This is a genomic window from Sulfurospirillum diekertiae (assembly GCF_002309535.1).
Taxonomy (GTDB): domain Bacteria; phylum Campylobacterota; class Campylobacteria; order Campylobacterales; family Sulfurospirillaceae; genus Sulfurospirillum; species Sulfurospirillum diekertiae.
In genome coordinates this window covers 2,749,528-2,770,611 of record NZ_CP023275.1, presented here as the reverse complement: position 1 = coordinate 2,770,611, position 21,084 = coordinate 2,749,528, and the positions used below count along the sequence as shown (strand labels likewise).

Sequence of the window (21,084 nt, the reverse complement as noted above, 5' to 3'; positions counted from 1 at the left end):
CCATTTTAACAATGTCAAATTCAATCTTTGAAATCTAAATAAGCGACCTTAGTCAGTGACGCGAAAAAAGAGATTATCAACTCTTTATTAAAAAAGAGATACTTTAAGTCAAATGAAGAACACTTCATAAAAATTTTATGGAGAGTTTGATCCTGGCTCAGAGTGAACGCTGGCGGCGTGCTTAACACATGCAAGTCGAACGGATGAAATAAGCTTGCTTATTTCGTTAGTGGCGCACGGGTGAGTAATGTATAGCTAACCTGCCCTTTAGTGGGGGACAACAGTTGGAAACGGCTGCTAATACCCCATACTCCAACTTATCGTAAGATAAGTTGGGAAAGATTTATCGCTAAAGGATGGGGCTTTATGGTATCAGCTAGTTGGTGGGGTAACGGCCTACCAAGGCAATGACGCCTACCTGGTCTGAGAGGATGATCAGGCACACTGGAACTGAGACACGGTCCAGACTCCTACGGGAGGCAGCAGTGGGGAATATTGCACAATGGAGGAAACTCTGATGCAGCAACGCCGCGTGGAGGATGACGCATTTCGGTGTGTAAACTCCTTTTATAAGGGAAGATAATGACGGTACCTTATGAATAAGCACCGGCTAACTCCGTGCCAGCAGCCGCGGTAATACGGAGGGTGCAAGCGTTACTCGGAATCACTGGGCGTAAAGGATGCGTAGGCTGGAGATCAAGTCGAGAGTGAAATCCAACGGCTCAACCGTTGAACTGCTCTCGAAACTGGTCACCTAGAATATGGGAGAGGTAGATGGAATTGGTGGTGTAGGGGTAAAATCCGTAGATATCACCAGGAATACCGATTGCGAAGGCGATCTACTGGAACATTATTGACGCTGAGGCATGAAAGCGTGGGGAGCAAACAGGATTAGATACCCTGGTAGTCCACGCCCTAAACGATGCACACTAGTTGTTGCGATGCTAGTCATTGCAGTAATGCACTTAACAGATTAAGTGTGCCGCCTGGGGAGTACGGTCGCAAGATTAAAACTCAAAGGAATAGACGGGGACCCGCACAAGCGGTGGAGCATGTGGTTTAATTCGAAGATACACGAAGAACCTTACCTGGCCTTGATATCCTAAGAATCCTGCAGAGATGTGGGAGTGCTAGTTTACTAGAACTTAGAGACAGGTGCTGCACGGCTGTCGTCAGCTCGTGTCGTGAGATGTTGGGTTAAGTCCCGCAACGAGCGCAACCCTCGTGATTAGTTGCTAACAGTTCGGCTGAGCACTCTAATCAGACTGCCTTCGTAAGGAGGAGGAAGGTGAGGACGACGTCAAGTCATCATGGCCCTTATGGCCAGGGCTACACACGTGCTACAATGGCTAGGACAAAGAGACGCGATACTGCGAAGTGGAGCAAATCTTAAAACCTAGTCTCAGTTCGGATTGGAGTCTGCAACTCGACTCCATGAAGCTGGAATCGCTAGTAATCGTAGATCAGATATGCTACGGTGAATACGTTCCCGGGTCTTGTACTCACCGCCCGTCACACCATGGGAGTTGAATTCACCCGAAGCCGGAATACTAAACTAGTTACCGACCACGGTGGGTTCAGCGACTGGGGTGAAGTCGTAACAAGGTAACCGTAGGAGAACCTGCGGTTGGATCACCTCCTTTCTAGAGTATTGGGGCACTATCTCACAATGGTGCTCCGGCGAGCACAGCTAGGGAAGCTTATTTAGTTTTGAGAGATTGAATGAAGACAAGAAAAGATTCTACTGACAACGTCAGCTGGCTTTAGTACCTTAGCGGTTAGCGTTGTAAGAGATAGAGGGGCTTATAGCTCAGGTGGTTAGAGCGTACCCCTGATAAGGGTAAGGTCAGAGGTTCGAGTCCTCTTAAGCCCACCATGGGGAATTAGCTCAGCTGGGAGAGCGCCTGCTTTGCACGCAGGAGGTCAGCGGTTCGATCCCGCTATTCTCCACCATTTTATCAAAAATGGTGAAAGATTGTATCAAGACATTGTTAGTGAAAATGAGGACACAACGTCTAATATAAGAACAAATTTAGTTGTTTTTATATTAGACTTTTTAGTCTAAATGTTATTTAATTTATTATTGTCAAAGTCAACAAAACGCAAAAAAAACAATTTACAACTTGTTAGATGGTTTACATTTAATAAGGGAGTGAAATGTGCATTAGAATACGAATAGGTAAGCTATTAAGAGCGAATGGTGGATGCCTAGGCTGTAAGAGGCGATGAAGGACGTACTAGACTGCGAAAAGTTGCGGGGAGCTGTCAAGAAGCTTTGATCCGCAAATATCCGAATGGGGCAACCCAACTGACAGGAATGTCAGTTACCCTGCGGGGAGCGAACCTGGTGAAGTGAAACATCTCAGTAGCCAGAGGAAGAGAAATCAAATAGAGATTCCGATAGTAGCGGCGAGCGAACTTGGAAGAGGGCAAACCAGATGCTTGCATCTGGGGTTGTAGGACTGCGTTATAGAATGATGATAGGTAGTAGAGTAACCTGGAAAGGTTAACCATAGCGGGTGATAGTCCCATATACGAAATCTAGATTCATCTTAGCAGTATCCTGAGTAGGGCGGAACACGTGGTATTCTGTCTGAAGCCGGGAGGACCACCTCCCAACCCTAAATACTACTTACAGACCGATAGTGAACCAGTACCGTGAGGGAAAGGTGAAAAGAACCCCAGTGAGGGGAGTGAAATAGAACCTGAAACCATTTGCTTACAATCATTCAGAGCCCTATGATTTATCAGGGTGATGGACTGCCTTTTGCATAATGAGCCTGCGAGTTGTGGTATCTGGCGAGGTTAAGAAAACTCGGAGCCGTAGCGAAAGCGAGTCTTAATAGGGCGAATTAGTCAGATGCTGCAGACCCGAAGCGAAGTGATCTATCCATGAGCAGGTTGAAGCTGGTGTAAGAGCTAGTGGAGGACCGAACTCATTGACGTTGAAAAGTCTCGGGATGACTTGTGGATAGGGGTGAAAGGCCAATCAAACTTCGTGATAGCTGGTTCTCTCCGAAATATATTTAGGTATAGCGTCATGTTGTAGTATACGGGGGTAGAGCACTGATTGGGCTAGGGCCTATACCAAGGTACCAAACCCTGTCAAACTCCGAATACCGTATATGTAATCATGGCAGTCAGGCGGCGGGTGATAAAATGCGTCGTCAAGAGGGGAACAACCCAGACTACCAGCTAAGGTCCCAAAGTGATAACTCAGTGGAAAACGATGTGGAGTTGCTCAAACAACCAGGAGGTTGGCTTAGAAGCAGCCATCCTTTAAAGAAAGCGTAACAGCTCACTGGTCTAGCGATTCTGCGCGGAAAATATAACGGGGCTAAAGTTATCCACCGAAGCTGTAGATTCTATTTTTAATAGAGTGGTAGGAGAGCGTTCTAGTCAGCATTGAAGGTGTACCGGTAAGGAGCGCTGGAGCGGCTAGAAGTGAGTATGCAGGCATGAGTAGCGATAAAACGGGTGAGAATCCCGTTCGCCGAAAACCCAAGGTTTCCTACGCGATGTTCGTCATCGTAGGGTTAGTCGGGACCTAAGTCGAGTCCGAAAGGGGTAGACGATGGAAAGTTGGTTAATATTCCAACACCAATTATAGAGCGCGATGGAAGGACGCTTAGGGCTAAACGAGGCAACTGATGGAATAGTTGTTCGAAGGGTGTAGATTAGATTACAGGCAAATCCGTAATTTTTTATTCGAGACCTGACAGGCACTTGATGCTCTTCGGAGTGGATGGTGAATCGTTGATGCCGTCGAGCCAAGAAAAGTTTCTAAGTATATCTGTAATTGCTCGTACCGTAAACCGACACAGGTGGGTGAGATGAGTATTCTAAGGCGCGTGGAAGAAACCTGGTTAAGGAACTCTGCAAAATAGCACCGTATCTTCGGTATAAGGTGTGCCTCCTTCTGTATATGGACTTGCTCCAAAAAGCGGAAAAGGTTGCAACAAAGAGTCCCTCCCGACTGTTTACCAAAAACACAGCACTCTGCTAACTCGTAAGAGGATGTATAGGGTGTGACGCCTGCCCGGTGCTGGAAGGTTAATTGATGTGGTTAGCGCAAGCGAAGCCATTGATCGAAGCCCCAGTAAACGGCGGCCGTAACTATAACGGTCCTAAGGTAGCGAAATTCCTTGTCGATTAAATATCGACCTGCATGAATGGCGTAACGAGATGGGAGCTGTCTCGACCAGGAATCCAGTGAAATTGTAGTGGAGGTGAAAATTCCTCCTACCCGCGGCAAGACGGAAAGACCCCGTGGACCTTTACTATAGCTTGACACTGCTGTTGGGATAAAGATGTGCAGGATAGGTGGGAGGCTTTGAGGATGTGACGCCAGTTGCATCTGAGCCATTGTTGAGATACCACTCTTCTTTATTCTGATAGCTAACTGGGACATATTATCTATGTTCAGGACAATGTCTGGTGGGTAGTTTGACTGGGGCGGTCGCCTCCTAAAAAGTAACGGAGGCTTACAAAGGTTGGCTCAGAACGGTTGGAAATCGTTCGCAGAGTATAATGGTACAAGCCAGCTTGACTGTGAGACATACACGTCGAGCAGAGACGAAAGTCGGTCATAGTGATCCGGTGGTTCTGTGTGGAAGGGCCATCGCTCAAAGGATAAAAGGTACCCCGGGGATAACAGGCTGATCTCCCCCAAGAGCTCACATCGACGGGGAGGTTTGGCACCTCGATGTCGGCTCATCGCATCCTGGGGCTGGAGCAGGTCCCAAGGGTATGGCTGTTCGCCATTTAAAGCGGTACGCGAGCTGGGTTCAGAACGTCGTGAGACAGTTCGGTCCCTATCTGCCGTGGGCGTAGGAAAGTTGAGGAGAGTTAACCCTAGTACGAGAGGACCGGGTTGAACGAACCACTGGTGTACGGGTTGTTCTGCCAAGAGCATCGCCCGGTAGCTATGTTCGGATGTGATAACCGCTGAAAGCATCTAAGCGGGAAGCCAACTCCAAGATTAACTTTCCCTGAAGACCTCATGAAGACTACATGTTTGATAGGCTGGGTGTGTAATGGGTGAGAGCCCTTTAGCTGACCAGTACTAATAGGTCGTTTGGCTTACATATTATAACGTATGATAATGCTATTTCACTTCCTTATTAAGTGTAAAGCGCTTTGTTGACTAGACAATACTAAAATCACCTGAAGAATGGTGAATTAAGCCTATTTCGCTATAATGCGACATAGATTTAATTCACGATTCTGGTGGCTATAGAGAAGAGGAAACGCCCTGTCCCATTTCGAACCAGGAAGCTAAGCTCTTCATCGCCGATAATACTTTCCCTTACTGGGATGGAAACGTAGGTCGCTGCCAGTTCCGTGATTCTTTCTTTTACAACTCATCTTTTATCTCGTCTTATTCAAAGGCGGTCTTCCTCTAATTATTCTCAATATAAAGCTTTATCATTGTCTGATAATAAATAATTATATGATCTCTCCTTATCTTTTTACACCTCTTTATCTCTCTTAGCTTTTTCCTTGCCTAAAAAAATAAAGTGTATTTTTTATCATGTTTAATAAGCGTAGCTTTTCTACTTTAAATTCAAATCTTTCTTTTTTCTTATCAAATTCTTCTATACATTGTCAGTCTTCTAATTGTAATAACAATGAAGCAAGAGACAGGATATACATATATATCAGCACAGAACTAATTTCTTTTAATGGTGAGATATGTTTAATGTCTTTGTAAGGTGTAAGGATATATAATTTCGTCCTCGTTTGAGAAAGCGGGGTTAAAGAGAAGTACCCAAAGTAGGGGATAAGCTTCACGTTCATTACCATTTTAACAATGTCAAATTCAATCTTTGAAATCTAAATAAGCGACCTTAGTCAGTGACGCGAAAAAAGAGATTATCAACTCTTTATTAAAAAAAGAGATACTTTAAGTCAAATGAAGAACACTTCATAAAAATTTTATGGAGAGTTTGATCCTGGCTCAGAGTGAACGCTGGCGGCGTGCTTAACACATGCAAGTCGAACGGATGAAATAAGCTTGCTTATTTCGTTAGTGGCGCACGGGTGAGTAATGTATAGCTAACCTGCCCTTTAGTGGGGGACAACAGTTGGAAACGGCTGCTAATACCCCATACTCCAACTTATCTTAAGATAAGTTGGGAAAGATTTATCGCTAAAGGATGGGGCTTTATGGTATCAGCTAGTTGGTGGGGTAACGGCCTACCAAGGCAATGACGCCTACCTGGTCTGAGAGGATGATCAGGCACACTGGAACTGAGACACGGTCCAGACTCCTACGGGAGGCAGCAGTGGGGAATATTGCACAATGGAGGAAACTCTGATGCAGCAACGCCGCGTGGAGGATGACGCATTTCGGTGTGTAAACTCCTTTTATAAGGGAAGATAATGACGGTACCTTATGAATAAGCACCGGCTAACTCCGTGCCAGCAGCCGCGGTAATACGGAGGGTGCAAGCGTTACTCGGAATCACTGGGCGTAAAGGATGCGTAGGCTGGAGATCAAGTCGAGAGTGAAATCCAACGGCTCAACCGTTGAACTGCTCTCGAAACTGGTCACCTAGAATATGGGAGAGGTAGATGGAATTGGTGGTGTAGGGGTAAAATCCGTAGATATCACCAGGAATACCGATTGCGAAGGCGATCTACTGGAACATTATTGACGCTGAGGCATGAAAGCGTGGGGAGCAAACAGGATTAGATACCCTGGTAGTCCACGCCCTAAACGATGCACACTAGTTGTTGCGATGCTAGTCATTGCAGTAATGCACTTAACAGATTAAGTGTGCCGCCTGGGGAGTACGGTCGCAAGATTAAAACTCAAAGGAATAGACGGGGACCCGCACAAGCGGTGGAGCATGTGGTTTAATTCGAAGATACACGAAGAACCTTACCTGGCCTTGATATCCTAAGAATCCTGCAGAGATGTGGGAGTGCTAGTTTACTAGAACTTAGAGACAGGTGCTGCACGGCTGTCGTCAGCTCGTGTCGTGAGATGTTGGGTTAAGTCCCGCAACGAGCGCAACCCTCGTGATTAGTTGCTAACAGTTCGGCTGAGCACTCTAATCAGACTGCCTTCGTAAGGAGGAGGAAGGTGAGGACGACGTCAAGTCATCATGGCCCTTATGGCCAGGGCTACACACGTGCTACAATGGCTAGGACAAAGAGACGCGATACTGCGAAGTGGAGCAAATCTTAAAACCTAGTCTCAGTTCGGATTGGAGTCTGCAACTCGACTCCATGAAGCTGGAATCGCTAGTAATCGTAGATCAGATATGCTACGGTGAATACGTTCCCGGGTCTTGTACTCACCGCCCGTCACACCATGGGAGTTGAATTCACCCGAAGCCGGAATACTAAACTAGTTACCGACCACGGTGGGTTCAGCGACTGGGGTGAAGTCGTAACAAGGTAACCGTAGGAGAACCTGCGGTTGGATCACCTCCTTTCTAGAGTATTGGGGCACTATCTCACAATGGTGCTCCGGCGAGCACAGCTAGGGAAGCTTATTTAGTTTTGAGAGATTGAATGAAGACAAGAAAAGATTCTGCTGACAACGTCAGCTGGCTTTAGTACCTTAGCGTTAGCGTAGGGTAAAGGAGCTTAGCTTCTTGAGCGTTGTAAGAGATAGAGGGGCTTATAGCTCAGGTGGTTAGAGCGTACCCCTGATAAGGGTAAGGTCAGAGGTTCGAGTCCTCTTAAGCCCACCATGGGGAATTAGCTCAGCTGGGAGAGCGCCTGCTTTGCACGCAGGAGGTCAGCGGTTCGATCCCGCTATTCTCCACCATTTTATCAAAAGTGGTGAAAGATTGTATCAAGACATTGTTAGTGAAAATGAGGACACAACGTCTAATATAAGAACAATTGTGGTTGTTTTTATATTAGACTTTTTAGTCTAAATGTTATTTAATTTATTATTGTCAAAGTCAACAAAACGCAAAAAAAACAATTTACAACTTGTTAGATGGTTTACATTTAATAAGGGAGTGAAATGTGCATTAGAATACGAATAGGTAAGCTATTAAGAGCGAATGGTGGATGCCTAGGCTGTAAGAGGCGATGAAGGACGTACTAGACTGCGATAAGTTGCGGGGAGCTGTCAAGAAGCTTTGATCCGCAAATTTCCGAATGGGGCAACCCAACTGACAGGAATGTCAGTTACCCTGCGGGGAGCGAACCTGGTGAAGTGAAACATCTCAGTAGCCAGAGGAAGAGAAATCAAATAGAGATTCCGATAGTAGCGGCGAGCGAACTTGGAAGAGGGCAAACCAGATGCTTGCATCTGGGGTTGTAGGACTGCGTTGTAGAATGATGATAGGTAGTAGAGTAACCTGGAAAGGTTAACCATAGCGGGTGATAGTCCCATATACGAAATCTAGATTCATCTTAGCAGTATCCTGAGTAGGGCGGAACACGTGGTATTCTGTCTGAAGCCGGGAGGACCACCTCCCAACCCTAAATACTACTTACAGACCGATAGTGAACCAGTACCGTGAGGGAAAGGTGAAAAGAACCCCAGTGAGGGGAGTGAAATAGAACCTGAAACCATTTGCTTACAATCATTCAGAGCCCTATGATTTATCAGGGTGATGGACTGCCTTTTGCATAATGAGCCTGCGAGTTGTGGTATCTGGCGAGGTTAAGAAAACTCGGAGCCGTAGCGAAAGCGAGTCTTAATAGGGCGAATTAGTCAGATGCTGCAGACCCGAAGCGAAGTGATCTATCCATGAGCAGGTTGAAGCTGGTGTAAGAGCTAGTGGAGGACCGAACTCATTGACGTTGAAAAGTCTCGGGATGACTTGTGGATAGGGGTGAAAGGCCAATCAAACTTCGTGATAGCTGGTTCTCTCCGAAATATATTTAGGTATAGCGTCATGTTGTAGTATACGGGGGTAGAGCACTGATTGGGCTAGGGCCTATACCAAGGTACCAAACCCTGTCAAACTCCGAATACCGTATATGTAATCATGGCAGTCAGGCGGCGGGTGATAAAATGCGTCGTCAAGAGGGGAACAACCCAGACTACCAGCTAAGGTCCCAAAGTGATAACTCAGTGGAAAACGATGTGGAGTTGCTTAAACAACCAGGAGGTTGGCTTAGAAGCAGCCATCCTTTAAAGAAAGCGTAACAGCTCACTGGTCTAGCGATTCTGCGCGGAAAATATAACGGGGCTAAAGTTATCCACCGAAGCTGTAGATTCTATTTTTAATAGAGTGGTAGGAGAGCGTTCTAGTCAGCATTGAAGGTGTACCGGTAAGGAGCGCTGGAGCGGCTAGAAGTGAGTATGCAGGCATGAGTAGCGATAAAACAGGTGAGAATCCTGTTCGCCGAAAACCCAAGGTTTCCTACGCGATGTTCGTCATCGTAGGGTTAGTCGGGACCTAAGTCGAGTCCGAAAGGGGTAGACGATGGAAAGTTGGTTAATATTCCAACACCAATTATAGAGCGCGATGGAAGGACGCTTAGGGCTAAACGAGGCAACTGATGGAATAGTTGTTCGAAGGGTGTAGATTGAGATACAGGCAAATCCGTATTTCTTTATTCGAGACCTGACAGGCACTTGATGCTCTTCGGAGTGGATGGTGAATCGTTGATGCCGTCGAGCCAAGAAAAGTTTCTAAGTATATCTGTAATTGCTCGTACCGTAAACCGACACAGGTGGGTGAGATGAGTATTCTAAGGCGCGTGGAAGAAACCTGGTTAAGGAACTCTGCAAAATAGCACCGTATCTTCGGTATAAGGTGTGCCTCCTTCTGTATATGGACTTGCTCCAAAAAGCGGAAAAGGTTGCAACAAAGAGTCCCTCCCGACTGTTTACCAAAAACACAGCACTCTGCTAACTCGTAAGAGGATGTATAGGGTGTGACGCCTGCCCGGTGCTGGAAGGTTAATTGATGTGGTTAGCGCAAGCGAAGCCATTGATCGAAGCCCCAGTAAACGGCGGCCGTAACTATAACGGTCCTAAGGTAGCGAAATTCCTTGTCGATTAAATATCGACCTGCATGAATGGCGTAACGAGATGGGAGCTGTCTCGACCAGGAATCCAGTGAAATTGTAGTGGAGGTGAAAATTCCTCCTACCCGCGGCAAGACGGAAAGACCCCGTGGACCTTTACTATAGCTTGACACTGCTGTTGGGATAAAGATGTGCAGGATAGGTGGGAGGCTTTGAGGATGTGACGCCAGTTGCATCTGAGCCATTGTTGAGATACCACTCTTCTTTATTCTGATAGCTAACTGGGACATATTATCTATGTTCAGGACAATGTCTGGTGGGTAGTTTGACTGGGGCGGTCGCCTCCTAAAAAGTAACGGAGGCTTACAAAGGTTGGCTCAGAACGGTTGGAAATCGTTCGCAGAGTATAATGGTACAAGCCAGCTTGACTGTGAGACATACACGTCGAGCAGAGACGAAAGTCGGTCATAGTGATCCGGTGGTTCTGTGTGGAAGGGCCATCGCTCAAAGGATAAAAGGTACCCCGGGGATAACAGGCTGATCTCCCCCAAGAGCTCACATCGACGGGGAGGTTTGGCACCTCGATGTCGGCTCATCGCATCCTGGGGCTGGAGCAGGTCCCAAGGGTATGGCTGTTCGCCATTTAAAGCGGTACGCGAGCTGGGTTCAGAACGTCGTGAGACAGTTCGGTCCCTATCTGCCGTGGGCGTAGGAAAGTTGAGGAGAGTTAACCCTAGTACGAGAGGACCGGGTTGAACGAACCACTGGTGTACGGGTTGTTCTGCCAAGAGCATCGCCCGGTAGCTATGTTCGGATGTGATAACCGCTGAAAGCATCTAAGCGGGAAGCCAACTCCAAGATTAACTTTCCCTGAAGACCTCATGAAGACTACATGTTTGATAGGCTGGGTGTGTAATGGGTGAGAGCCCTTTAGCTGACCAGTACTAATAGGTCGTTTGGCTTACATATTATAACGTATGATAATGCTATTTCACTTCCTTATTAAGTGTAAAAAGCGCTTTGTTGACTAGACAATACTAAAATCACCTGAAGAATGGTGAATTAAGCCTATTTCGTTATAATACGACATAGATTTAATTCACGATTCTGGTGGCTATAGAGAAGAGGAAACGCCCTGTCCCATTTCGAACCAGGAAGCTAAGCTCTTCATCGCCGATAATACTTTCCCTTACTGGGATGGAAACGTAGGTCGCTGCCAGTTCGTGATTCTTTCTTTTACAACATACCTTTTATCTCGTCTTATTCAAAGGCGCTTTCCCTCTGATTATTCTCAATACAAAGTTTCATCATTATTTGATCATAAACAATCATATGATCGCTTCTTCACTTTATATACCTCTTTATCTCTCTTGGTATTCTGCTGCCCTTTTGTTTAATAAAATTTTGTAAACTCATTATTTAAATATCATTTATTTTTATTATAATTATTATTAAATATATACAGTTTTATTTTTTCAATTATCTTTTAGACTCTTTGCGTTACTATGAGCGTTCAACTTAAATTATAAGGATATAACATGAAAAAAGTCTTCGGTTTACTTGTTTCAGCATTCTTGGTATTGGGGTTAATGAGTACATCTGCATTTGCAGATGCAGCAAAAGGACAAAAGTACTATCTTAAGTATATGAAAGATGGTTCAGGAATGAATGGTGCGAAATTCGCAACACAACACACTCAAGCAGAGTGGAAAGCACTTTTTGATGGTAAAGCAGAGAAATTTGTTGCTGAGTATTCAAAAAAATATCCAGGGTTAGATGGCTTTCTAAAAGGCGATAAATTTGAGAAATTTATGCCAGATATTAGAGATTTCTGTGTTGAGTTTGCAAGTGATAGCGGCAACGTTCCGTCTTGTTAATTCTCTCTACAATATTTTTATGCTTTTCAGATAAATAATAAAATTATCTGAAAAGCAATTATTAAAATTAAATAATATTTACTTAAATAGTGCTACTTTTCAGTTTTAAACCTCATTTTTTAAGAAAAGTAAAAATAATATTTACTTATTTCTTCTAATAATTAACTTTTTAAATTAAAATTTATTTTACTTTTGTTATGATGACTCCATATTTAAATTTTGGAAAGGAGAAATGATGAAAAAAGTCTTCGGTTTACTTGTTTCAGCATTCTTGGTATTGGGGTTAATGAGTACATCTGCATTTGCAGATGCAGCAAAAGGACAAAAGTACTATCTTAAGTATATGAAAGATGGTTCAGGAATGAATGGTGCGAAATTCGCAACACAACATACTCAAGCAGAGTGGAAAGCACTTTTTGATGGTAAAGCAGAGAAATTTGTTGCTGAGTATTCCAAAAAATATCCAGGTTTAGATGGCTTTCTAAAAGGCGATAAATTTGAGAAATTTATGCCAGATATTAGAGATTTCTGTGTTGAGTTTGCAAGCGATAGCGGCAACGTTCCGTCTTGCTAGTTGTGTAAAATAATTCTTACTTAAAAAGGTAAAAAAAAGATGAAGAAATTTATTGCTCCATTGCTTATCGGAGCTACATTATCATCTTCAGCATTTGCTGCTGATGATTCACTCAAGCAAGAAGTAGAGGCGTTAAAAGCGCAAATGGCAGAGCTAAAAGATGCTCAATCAAAAATCAATGTAGATGCACTTCGGGCTCAAGTTTCTGAGATCAAAGCACATGATGCAGGTGATAATATTAAATGGAATGTTGATTTTAGAACAGCATATGATTACGTAGATTACAAAATTCAAGGTGCCGATAAACAAGACAACGGTGTTTGGACCAATAAACTTATTCTTGGTATGGGCGCACAGCCAGCTGACAATTTAGTATTCAAGGGATCTTTGGCAGCATATAAAGCATTTGGTCAAACTAATATAAGTAGTACTAGTTATTTTCAAACATTTGATTGGTATGATTCTCAAAAACCGAATGATTCAAATATTCGTTTAAGAGAAGCTTATTTCTTATATACTGGTGATATGGGTGATGTACATTATAGCGCTTCATTTGGTCGTCGCCCATCTGTTGATGGTTTCTTGGCAAATCTAAGAAATGATAATGAAAACCCTGCTTCACCAATTAGCCATAATATCAATATGGAATTTGATGGTGCTAGCTTTAGATTTGACTTCGATAAAGTTACTGGTATCTCAGGTCTTTATGCCAAATTATGTTTAGGTCGAGGATTCTCAAATACGACTGGGGCATATTCAATGAATATGAGTAGCATGGGCTTTAATCCAGGGTATGTTAATGATGATCAAACTCCAAATATGGATTTAGCAGGTTTAATTGTTCAATTCTTTGACAATGGTCAGTATAAGTTAATGGGTAATTACTTTGTTGCAAAAAATATGATGGATATGAATGTTCAGGGTATAGCTATGACACCAGTTTATACTAGTAGCGGATTGACGTATGTTCAAAAACCATATTTTAATTTTGCTGATGTTGGTGATATGACTGGAGGTGCTTTATCATTACAAGTTAATGGTATTGGTGACGGCATTAGTGATTTCTTGGATGATAGTATTTTCTTCCTCTCTTATGCATTTAGCAAGACAGATCCAAATAATAATCAATTGGGTGCTATATCTTCTTCTGGATTAGTTTCTATGGCTGGTATGCTTGGTTCTTCAGATAAAGAATTTGGTTCTTCAATTTATACAGGTGTTCAAGTTCCAGGTATTATGAAAGGTCAAAGACTTGGTCTTGAGTATAATCATGGTAGCAAATACTGGAGAAGCTTTACCTATGGTGAGGATACTTTAGCAGGATCTAAACTTGCAGCACGTGGTAATGCCTATGAGCTCTACTATATTATGCCAGTTGTCGGTAAAAACTTGACAGCACAACTTAGCTATGTTTATATTGATTATGCTTATACTGGTAGTGATACTTTCTTTGGTTGGACAGGTACTCCAATGGATGTTGATTCAACACCAGGGGCAGTTAAAACAGCTCAAGATTTACGATTGTCTTTAAGATACAGATATTAATCTAATCTTCCTAGAGAGGTCTTATGGCCTCTCTTTTTTTATTCGTCATAAACTTCTAGATATCTTTTCTCACTCTATCACTGTCATCTATCGTAGATCAAAAAGTCAAAAAACAGTAAAAATATGCTAGTCTATTACAAGATCGAATCAAGGAGTGAGCATGCGATATATTATGATGGCTTTAGTGTTGCTTATCTTTATAGGGTGCTCAAAGCTGAGCAAAGAGAATTATGACAAGATTCAAGTGGGCATGAGCTACACTCAAGTAACCGATATCTTAGGAAAAGCAACGAAATGTGATTCACTTGCGGGGATGAGTGACTGTACTTGGGGTGATGAAAAACAGTACATTAAAGTGAAAATGGTTGCAGATAAAGTAATGTTTATGCACTCACAAGGCATTGAGTAATTAACAAAGGATTAACATAGATTATCTATACTTCCAAACGAAATTAAGGAGTTATAGATGAACGTTATCCCCAGAAATATATTAAGTGCGTTATTAACGGTTATGTTTGTAGTTGTTTCCATTACGGGTGTCATGATGTATTTCAAAATTCGTATGCTCTCCAGTGAGGCACTGCATATTTGGTTAGGTTTTGCCTTTGTCGCTATTTCTTGTTTGCACTTGCTCAAAAATTGGAATGGATTTGTCACTTATTTTAAAAAACGCTCAACGCTTATCTCTATCTTTTTTGGATTTTTAGTTATTTCTGCATTTATCGTTACACCGTTATTGAACCCACAAGAAAAAGGCATTAATCCAAAAAGTAAAATTATTGGGACGATGATGAATGCGCCACTTTCCAAAGTAGCTGCATTTGTGGATTTAGATGAAGTGATGATGGTTAAAATATTGGCAGATAAGCAGATTATTGCTTCAAGTAAACAATCCGTTTCAGAAATTGCAAAAGCCAATGATAGAACAAGCGATGATATTCTCAATATTGTTTTTACGGCACCCTATATGCCATAAAAGACCTTTACATGTAAAGCTAAAAAGAGGGCTATTTGTCCTCTTTTTTCATGGCTTCTTTAGCCCCCTTTACGGCGCCATCCATCATATTTTTTGCTACTTCCCATGCACGAAACCCTAATTTTTTCGCTTCTTGTGCGACTTGTTTGGCTGTATCGTTTTCAAATTCAAATTGTTTAAATGATTCCACTTTCGCAGAGGCTTTTTTCTCAAATTCATTGACATCTTTTTTGAGTGATTCGAGTTTTTTCTCAGCTTTGTCTTTAAAGGTTTTTTCAAAGACTGAAGCTTCGGCCTTAAGTTGTTCTATACGCTCACCAATGACCTCTTTGGCATCATTAGCGGCTCGTTTAATTTTGACCGTTGAACTCGTCATCTCTTTGATCATCTCTTTAACAAGACTAGCTGAGATACCTTCACTCTGAGAAGCAAGAACCTCTAAGAGAGTGATAAACTGTTCGTCAATGCGCACAAGGTCTTTACGAAGCTCTGAAAGATCTGTTTCAAGGAGTCCTTCCATTGCATCTGTTGGTGCGTATTTAAGATCATTTTTAAACTTCTCAATCGCTTTCGTGATACCTTCTCTTACACCATTGATAGAGCCATCTAAAATATCTTTGGCATGTCCTAAGTCTTCATCTGCAATTTCAATACTCGCGCCAATAATTGTACTGGAGATATTGATCATGCGCTGTTTTGTAAAATCACCTTCATGAATGGTCTGAAATGTAAGATTTTTAGTGATTTCATGAATCGTATCTGCAATATCACTGCCCTTCTCAAGAGTAGTTAATAGTGCCTCTGCCGTTGTCTCTTTTAAAATTCCGAGCATTTCAATTCCACGAAGTTTCGTGTCATGTACTGCTGTCAAGGCATTTTGTTGTGTTTCAGGTTGTATTGATACGATATGTGTTTCTATGGTGTTAAAAGTATCTGCAAGTGTTGCGCGAATTTGTTGTTTTTGTGTATAAATACTCTTTTCTAGCTGCTCTTTTTCATAAATACTTTTATATAAAAATGCCTCTTTCTCATGAGTGGTTGCTTTTAAAAGACCATCGATGACACTACTAATAGCACGAGATGTTTTGAGTCCCTCATCGTGTAGTGCTTTACAATAGAGCTCAAATAGCTCTCCTATACGATTGTTGATATTCACTTCGTCTTTCAGGCGTTGAATTTTTTTACGTGAAAGTTCAAAAGTAAGCTCGCTGATGAGTTTATAAAGATCGGCATGTTCTTTGTTCTCTTTGAGCGTGGCTAAAAAAATAGTGTAAGTGGATTCCATGGTAACCTCTCTTTTATAGTACGAATTTTATATGTTGATGTGCTTTGAGCATTTGAAAAAGCATTTTACGATCGTCAGCATTATGGACAAGTATGCGTAGGGTATAACTGGCGTAATTGCCTTTGGTACTATTTTGTGATTTTCGAATTTCATGTATACGATCTTCGAGTATCTCCTGCACTAAGGTTGTGACATTATGTTCAGAACTTAGAACCAACTTATATTCCCAATGACAAGGATAATCAAGCTGAAGTTCGGGTGTAGTTTCCACTTTTCCCTCCACTTTTGGATTCAAGGCGAATATCACTCAGTACCATTGATTTATCAATAGCTTTAGACATATCATAAATGGTTAGAAGACCAATACTGACTCCTGTAAGCGCTTCCATCTCGACGCCTGTTTGCCCTTTGAGTTTTGCTGTGACTGTTAGTTTAAATCCTGGAAGTTTTGGAAGTTCTTCAACATCACAGTTCGCAGAAGTAAGCATCAATGGGTGGCACATAGGAATAAGATCACTGGTTTTTTTCGTTCCCATAATGGCCGCAATAACAGCTGTTTGAAGAACGGGTCCCTTCTTTGTTTGCTGTGAAATAATCATATCAAATGCGATTTGACTCATTGTAATTGTGCCACTGGCAACTGCAACTCTAAAACTCTCTACTTTGTCGCTAACATCGACCATTTTCGGTCGATCTTTTTCATCTAAATGGGTTAGTTTCATCCGCCCCTCTTTATTTTTGATTGAGCTTTGTAAAAACTCTTGAAAACGTGCATTTAAATTTCTCGCATTCGCAAGAAGTTTGATCTATTATAACACCATTTCTCTTAAGAGAGTGTGTGATAAGAGTGTGTCATTTCTTCTCATTGTTCGTAAAAACAATCGCCTCTCTGCTTAGAAATCTTGATTTTATGCTACAATGATTTTGCAAAGTCGTTCAGTGTTATCTTAAGGTTAACGAAAGTTACGGGCACAAGGTAACGTGAATGATCCAAAAATGAGGAGTACGGTAAATGAATATTTACGTGGGCAATGTAAAGTATGAGATGACGGGAGAACAACTTCAAGAGATGTTTTCAGCGTATGGTGAAGTATCAAGTGCAAGAATCATCAGTGATAGAGAGACTGGACGATCAAAAGGTTTCGGTTTTGTTGAAATGCCAAATGATTCAGAAGCAAAAGCTGCTATCGAAGCAACAAATGAAAAAGAGATCGGCGGAAGAACTTTAAAAGTTAATGAAGCTAGACCTAGAGAAGAGCGTCCAAGAAGATCTCCTAGAGATTTTAACTAACGCTTACATGTAAAGAAACCCCACATCGTTTTGGTGGAGTTTCTTTTACGTTTAGTTATCGAGAAAGGGCAAAACCTAGACCAATACGATTACTTCGTTTATCATAGTCGATAAGACTCTCCGCGTAACCACTATACAGTTGCACATATCCAAATAAATCTTTTTCCCAAAGTGGGAATGTCCAATCCCCTTGTACAGCACCTTTATTGTTTTCTGAACGTAGATTGTTTCTTATAAGTAATTTAAAGGTTTGTGCTTTCCATGGGTACGTCAGTTCGAGATCAGCATAACCTAGATAGTCCTCTATATTTGGGTTATCATCTGTTGCACTGTTCTCTGGAATACGATACCAAATACGTGGAGCAATGACAAGCCCACCCGCTTGCAAAAATGTTTTAGCATACAAGCGGTTCCAAGAGCGTGATTTTTCACCGCCTTGACCATTGGATTCATGCAAAATACCAAATTGATACGCTTTAATAAAGCTGTCTTGATCAAAGTGAGGCATAATCATGAAGAGCTCAGGTTGGTAGTTTGTTTCACGAAATGGAGCTGATTCTGCGGCTGTTTGCCACCATGATGTTTGGGTATACGCAACAACAAAACTTTCATGTAGGCCTAAAAGGTTATCCGATAATCCCTTTTGGAAACTCACTTGGAACTTTGTTTCTTGATGATCCCTATTGTCATGGCTAACAGCATCGTACGTAATTGGTAAAAGATAATTCATCTTATACGGAGCAATATCGAAGCTTTGCGTTACCATTTGTTGCACTGAATTTTTGGTCTCTTCATCGTCTTTGTATGGCGTTAAAAATGAGCTATACACGGTTTCTTTACGCTCAATTTTTTGAAGTTGTTCTGTTAAACCACTTTCAAGTGCTTTATTTTGTGTTGTTTTTGTTTCCAAACTTAAAATAGCAGCTTGTTTATACCACAACAATGAACGATCAGATTCGTGCTGAGCTTCATAGTATTTAGCCAATTCATAAGCAGCGTGTGCATCACCATGCGTTGCCTTTTCCTCCAGAACACTGGTGTCGCTCGCCAAAAGTGCCCAAGGAATTTGTGCTACAATAGCACAGAGAAGTATTTTTTTCACTCTTTACCTTTCAAAAGATGAAATTATAACGCAATAATAATGGATATGAAAATGAATCGTGTACAAAAAGGAAACATTGCAGGGATGATTGCCATATTGTTATGGGCAACATTAGCACTTTTTACAGTGTTTACCAACCCTATTCCTCCTTTTGAATTGACGTGTATTGCATTTAGTATTGCTTTTACACTGGGGCTTCTTTTATGGATTAAGGAGGGGAAAGGGATTATTGTTCATCTTAAATTGCCATGGAAAGTTTGGTTACTAGGTATTTACGGTCTCTTTGGCTATCACTTCTTCTATTTTTTAGCCCTCAAAAGCGCTCCCGCTTTGGAAGCTAACCTGATTAATTATCTTTGGCCTTTACTCATTGTACTTCTTAGTAGTTTCTTGCCCAGTGAAAAATTGAGATGGTTTCACTTTATGGGAGCATTTTTAGGTTTCTTTGGAGCCTTTATGCTCTTAGGTTTTGATAAAGAGATTGCTTTTTCCTCTCAACATGCACAAGGTTACATGTATGCACTTTTTTGTGCATTTATTTGGAGCAGTTACTCTGTCCTCTCCCGCTATTTTGGCGCTATTCCTACACTTTCCGTTGGCGGTTTTTGTGGCGCAAGTGCACTGCTCTCACTTGTGGCGCATCTCGTGTTTGAGAGGACCTATATTCCCAATACACAAGAGTTGTTAGCGGCAATTGGATTGGGACTTGGACCGGTTGGTATTGCTTTTTTCGTATGGGATTATGGGATGAAACAAGGAGATATCAAGCTGATAGGCTCTCTCTCGTACGCAACGCCGCTACTTTCAACGTTGATGCTTGTTCTCTTTGGACGATCAGCTCCAAACAGTGCAATTTGGATTGCCTGTGTTTTGATCGTCCTTGGCTCCATTGTCTCGTCATTCTCTTTTTTTGAGGGAATGTGGCAAAAAATTAGTACTCGTAATCGACCACTTTAGAGACAGCATTGAGTGATTTGATGAAATGAATGACTTCCAAATGAATAGGATGTGTTGCATAGGTTTGTAAGTCTTCTTTCGTTTCAAAATCGCTAATCAGGGCAATATCAAACGCACGCTCTTCGGGTGAGAAATTGATACCTACTTCAAGATGTTTGACAAAAGCAAGCTTGCCTTGCATACTCATGATGCGGTCTTTTACCGCTTGTTTATTGGCTTCAGAATTATCGGGTAGCTTGAAAAATACAATATGTTTAACCATCTTTTCTCCTTAATTTTAGAATAATTATAGCGCATTCGTATGTCAAAAAGATGATGGTATTGAGTGTGACATTTAACACTAATTTAATACTTTGGGAATAAACTCAACAATATTATTTAAAAGGAGAAAGGTATGCAAAAGAGCATATGGGCACTGTTTTTCGCAGTCATTATAGCATTGGGATTGCATGCAGAAGAGTTCAACAAGATGGCAATAGGTGAGCCTGAGTTATTACAAAAAGGGGATGAAAAAGCGTATTGTCCCGTTTGTGGCATGAGCTTGAAAATGTTCTACAAAACATCCCATAGCGTTATCTTAAAAGATGGTACGGCAAAACAATACTGTTCCATGCGCTGTTTAGCTGCAGATTGGAAGTCCATTGAGCCTCAAGTCAAGCAAATTGTTGTTACCGATGTCAAAAGTGAAAAGCTGATCGATGTCAAAAGTGCTTTTTATGTTGTAGGCTCCAAAGTTCCTGGAACAATGAGTATGGTCAGTAAGCTTGCTTTTGCCCATGAGGCCGATGCAAAGGCATTTGCAACTGAAAATGGTGGCGAAGTGATGAATTTTGATGCGGCGTTTGCCAAAGCAAAAGCTTCTTTAAACGATGATGTGGACGAATTTGTTAAGAAAAAGCAAAAAGGTGCATATCCAATGGGTGAGAAGATTTACAATGCAAAATGCCAAAAAGATCAAATCCATTTGCATGATTTTAATACCATTGCGGAACTCAAAGTTGGCTTGAAAAAAACACAGCTTTGTGGAGCGGTGAATGAACAAGAGTTACAGGCTGTTTCACTGTATTTATGGGAAGTTGTACGCCTTGAAGCGCATGATCATACAACAACCATCCATGTGGAAAAAGATGAAAAATGCCCCGTATGTGGCATGTTTGCTTATAAATACCCTAAATGGGCAGCGCGAATGAATTATGTTGAAAATGGTAAACAAATCAGCCATGCGTTTGATGGCGTAAAAGATATGTTGAAATTCTATAAAGATCCTGCAAAATGGGGAAATTATACGAAACATAAAGATGCTGAGCTTAAGATATTAGTGAGTGATTACTATACGGGGGAAGCCATAGATGGACAGAAAGCATTTTATGTAGTAGGAAGCGATGTTATGGGTCCTATGGGTAAAGAGTTTATTCCTTTTAAAACGTTCAAGAGTGCCCAAACCTTTATGAAAGACCATAAAGGTTTACAAGTCATCGAATTTGCTAAAATCGATGACGCTTTAATTGATGCACAAGAGAAATAAG

General features: G+C 41.9%; 13 protein-coding genes, 4 tRNA genes and 6 rRNA genes. 18 read left to right on the top strand and 5 right to left on the bottom strand.

Annotated elements, in window-relative coordinates; translation table 11 throughout:
* Positions 1 to 134: 134 nt before the first annotated feature.
* The 15 genes from SJPD1_RS14210 to SJPD1_RS14140 all read left to right on the top strand — a co-directional run bounded on the left by SJPD1_RS14210 (position 135) and on the right by SJPD1_RS14140 (position 14,923).
* Positions 135 to 1,643: ribosomal RNA gene (locus SJPD1_RS14210) — 16S ribosomal RNA — on the top strand.
* Positions 1,644 to 1,799: 156 nt separating this feature from the next.
* A tRNA-Ile gene (locus SJPD1_RS14205) sits at positions 1,800 to 1,876 on the top strand.
* 1 nt (position 1,877) lies between these two features.
* Positions 1,878 to 1,953: transfer RNA gene (locus SJPD1_RS14200), tRNA-Ala, on the top strand.
* Between the two features lie 224 nt (positions 1,954 to 2,177).
* Positions 2,178 to 5,090, top strand: a 23S ribosomal RNA gene (locus SJPD1_RS14195).
* Between the two features lie 135 nt (positions 5,091 to 5,225).
* A 5S ribosomal RNA gene (gene rrf / locus SJPD1_RS14190) occupies positions 5,226 to 5,341 on the top strand.
* 595 nt (positions 5,342 to 5,936) lie between these two features.
* A 16S ribosomal RNA gene (locus SJPD1_RS14185) occupies positions 5,937 to 7,445 on the top strand.
* 184 nt (positions 7,446 to 7,629) lie between these two features.
* A tRNA-Ile gene (locus SJPD1_RS14180) sits at positions 7,630 to 7,706 on the top strand.
* Between the two features lies 1 nt (position 7,707).
* A tRNA-Ala gene (locus SJPD1_RS14175) sits at positions 7,708 to 7,783 on the top strand.
* 224 nt (positions 7,784 to 8,007) lie between these two features.
* Positions 8,008 to 10,920 (top strand): 23S ribosomal RNA (locus SJPD1_RS14170).
* Between the two features lie 137 nt (positions 10,921 to 11,057).
* Positions 11,058 to 11,173: ribosomal RNA gene (gene rrf / locus SJPD1_RS14165) — 5S ribosomal RNA — on the top strand.
* The 16S, 23S and 5S rRNA genes sit together here with 4 tRNA genes alongside, the layout of an rRNA operon.
* A gap of 316 nt (positions 11,174 to 11,489) precedes the next feature.
* Entirely contained in the window at positions 11,490 to 11,828 is a 339-nt protein-coding gene (locus SJPD1_RS14160) for a hypothetical protein (protein WP_087439760.1), read from the top strand.
* 235 nt (positions 11,829 to 12,063) lie between these two features.
* Positions 12,064 to 12,402, top strand: coding sequence for a hypothetical protein (locus tag SJPD1_RS14155; RefSeq protein WP_087439760.1), 339 nt, complete (start codon positions 12,064 to 12,066; stop codon positions 12,400 to 12,402).
* Between the two features lie 39 nt (positions 12,403 to 12,441).
* Positions 12,442 to 13,947: a DUF3373 family protein gene (locus SJPD1_RS14150; RefSeq protein ID WP_096047725.1), complete on the top strand. Its 1,506-nt coding sequence runs from the start codon at positions 12,442 to 12,444 to the stop codon at positions 13,945 to 13,947.
* A 160-nt stretch (positions 13,948 to 14,107) separates the two neighbouring features.
* Positions 14,108 to 14,356 carry a DUF3862 domain-containing protein gene (locus SJPD1_RS14145; protein ID WP_096047724.1) on the top strand — a complete coding sequence of 83 codons (249 nt, stop codon included), beginning with the start codon at positions 14,108 to 14,110 and terminating at the stop codon, positions 14,354 to 14,356.
* A 57-nt stretch (positions 14,357 to 14,413) separates the two neighbouring features.
* On the top strand, positions 14,414 to 14,923 hold the full coding sequence (locus SJPD1_RS14140) for a DUF4405 domain-containing protein (protein WP_096047723.1): 510 nt from the start codon (positions 14,414 to 14,416) through the stop codon (positions 14,921 to 14,923).
* 31 nt (positions 14,924 to 14,954) lie between these two features.
* On the opposite strand, the gene SJPD1_RS14135 is transcribed toward SJPD1_RS14140, so the two are convergent.
* The 3 genes from SJPD1_RS14135 to moaC are packed head-to-tail and all read right to left on the bottom strand — an operon-like array spanning position 14,955 to position 16,930.
* Positions 14,955 to 16,208, bottom strand: coding sequence for a DUF6781 family protein (locus tag SJPD1_RS14135; protein WP_096047722.1), 1,254 nt, complete (start codon positions 16,206 to 16,208; stop codon positions 14,955 to 14,957).
* A gap of 13 nt (positions 16,209 to 16,221) precedes the next feature.
* Positions 16,222 to 16,479 (bottom strand): HP0495 family protein, encoded by a 258-nt coding sequence (locus SJPD1_RS14130; protein ID WP_096047721.1) that lies wholly within the window; start codon positions 16,477 to 16,479, stop codon positions 16,222 to 16,224.
* Positions 16,451 to 16,930, bottom strand: a complete 480-nt coding sequence (gene moaC, locus SJPD1_RS14125) for a cyclic pyranopterin monophosphate synthase MoaC (protein WP_096047720.1) — start codon at positions 16,928 to 16,930, stop codon at positions 16,451 to 16,453. The genes SJPD1_RS14130 and moaC overlap by 29 nt, the downstream gene beginning before the upstream one ends.
* A gap of 290 nt (positions 16,931 to 17,220) precedes the next feature.
* Here moaC and SJPD1_RS14120 point away from each other — a divergent pair, with 290 nt between their 5' ends.
* Complete coding sequence (locus SJPD1_RS14120; protein ID WP_087439753.1) at positions 17,221 to 17,499, top strand: RNA recognition motif domain-containing protein; 279 nt, start codon at positions 17,221 to 17,223, stop codon at positions 17,497 to 17,499.
* A 55-nt stretch (positions 17,500 to 17,554) separates the two neighbouring features.
* On the opposite strand, the gene SJPD1_RS14115 is transcribed toward SJPD1_RS14120, so the two are convergent.
* Positions 17,555 to 18,601: a phospholipase A gene (locus SJPD1_RS14115; protein ID WP_096047719.1), complete on the bottom strand. Its 1,047-nt coding sequence runs from the start codon at positions 18,599 to 18,601 to the stop codon at positions 17,555 to 17,557.
* A 51-nt stretch (positions 18,602 to 18,652) separates the two neighbouring features.
* On the opposite strand from SJPD1_RS14115, the gene yddG reads away from it, so the two are divergent.
* A complete protein-coding gene (gene yddG / locus SJPD1_RS14110; RefSeq protein WP_210394385.1) occupies positions 18,653 to 19,558 on the top strand; it encodes an aromatic amino acid exporter YddG in 906 nt (301 codons plus the stop codon).
* Here the strand turns inward: yddG and SJPD1_RS14105 are convergent.
* Positions 19,533 to 19,820, bottom strand: a complete 288-nt coding sequence (locus SJPD1_RS14105) for a Dabb family protein (RefSeq protein WP_096047717.1) — start codon at positions 19,818 to 19,820, stop codon at positions 19,533 to 19,535. The two genes, yddG and SJPD1_RS14105, sit on opposite strands and share 26 nt — an antisense overlap.
* Positions 19,821 to 19,952: 132 nt before the next feature.
* Between SJPD1_RS14105 and SJPD1_RS14100 the strand changes: the two genes are divergently transcribed.
* Positions 19,953 to 21,083: a nitrous oxide reductase accessory protein NosL gene (locus SJPD1_RS14100; RefSeq protein WP_096047716.1), complete on the top strand. Its 1,131-nt coding sequence runs from the start codon at positions 19,953 to 19,955 to the stop codon at positions 21,081 to 21,083.
* Position 21,084: the final 1 nt, after the last annotated feature.

Bases quoted from the DNA above. Each gene is read 5' to 3' on its own strand.
- SJPD1_RS14160 (WP_087439760.1), top strand. From the start codon at position 11,490: ATGAAAAAAGTCTTCGGTTTACTTGTTTCAGCATTCTTGGTATTGGGG.
- SJPD1_RS14155 (WP_087439760.1), top strand. From the start codon at position 12,064: ATGAAAAAAGTCTTCGGTTTACTTGTTTCAGCATTCTTGGTATTGGGG.
- SJPD1_RS14150 (WP_096047725.1), top strand. From the start codon at position 12,442: ATGAAGAAATTTATTGCTCCATTGCTTATCGGAGCTACATTATCATCT.
- SJPD1_RS14140 (WP_096047723.1), top strand. From the start codon at position 14,414: ATGAACGTTATCCCCAGAAATATATTAAGTGCGTTATTAACGGTTATG.
- SJPD1_RS14105 (WP_096047717.1), bottom strand. From the start codon at position 19,820: ATGGTTAAACATATTGTATTTTTCAAGCTACCCGATAATTCTGAAGCC.
- SJPD1_RS14135 (WP_096047722.1), bottom strand. From the start codon at position 16,208: ATGGAATCCACTTACACTATTTTTTTAGCCACGCTCAAAGAGAACAAA.
- SJPD1_RS14100 (WP_096047716.1), top strand. From the start codon at position 19,953: ATGCAAAAGAGCATATGGGCACTGTTTTTCGCAGTCATTATAGCATTG.
- moaC (WP_096047720.1), bottom strand. From the start codon at position 16,930: ATGAAACTAACCCATTTAGATGAAAAAGATCGACCGAAAATGGTCGAT.
- yddG (WP_210394385.1), top strand. From the start codon at position 18,653: ATGAATCGTGTACAAAAAGGAAACATTGCAGGGATGATTGCCATATTG.
- SJPD1_RS14120 (WP_087439753.1), top strand. From the start codon at position 17,221: ATGAATATTTACGTGGGCAATGTAAAGTATGAGATGACGGGAGAACAA.
- SJPD1_RS14145 (WP_096047724.1), top strand. From the start codon at position 14,108: ATGCGATATATTATGATGGCTTTAGTGTTGCTTATCTTTATAGGGTGC.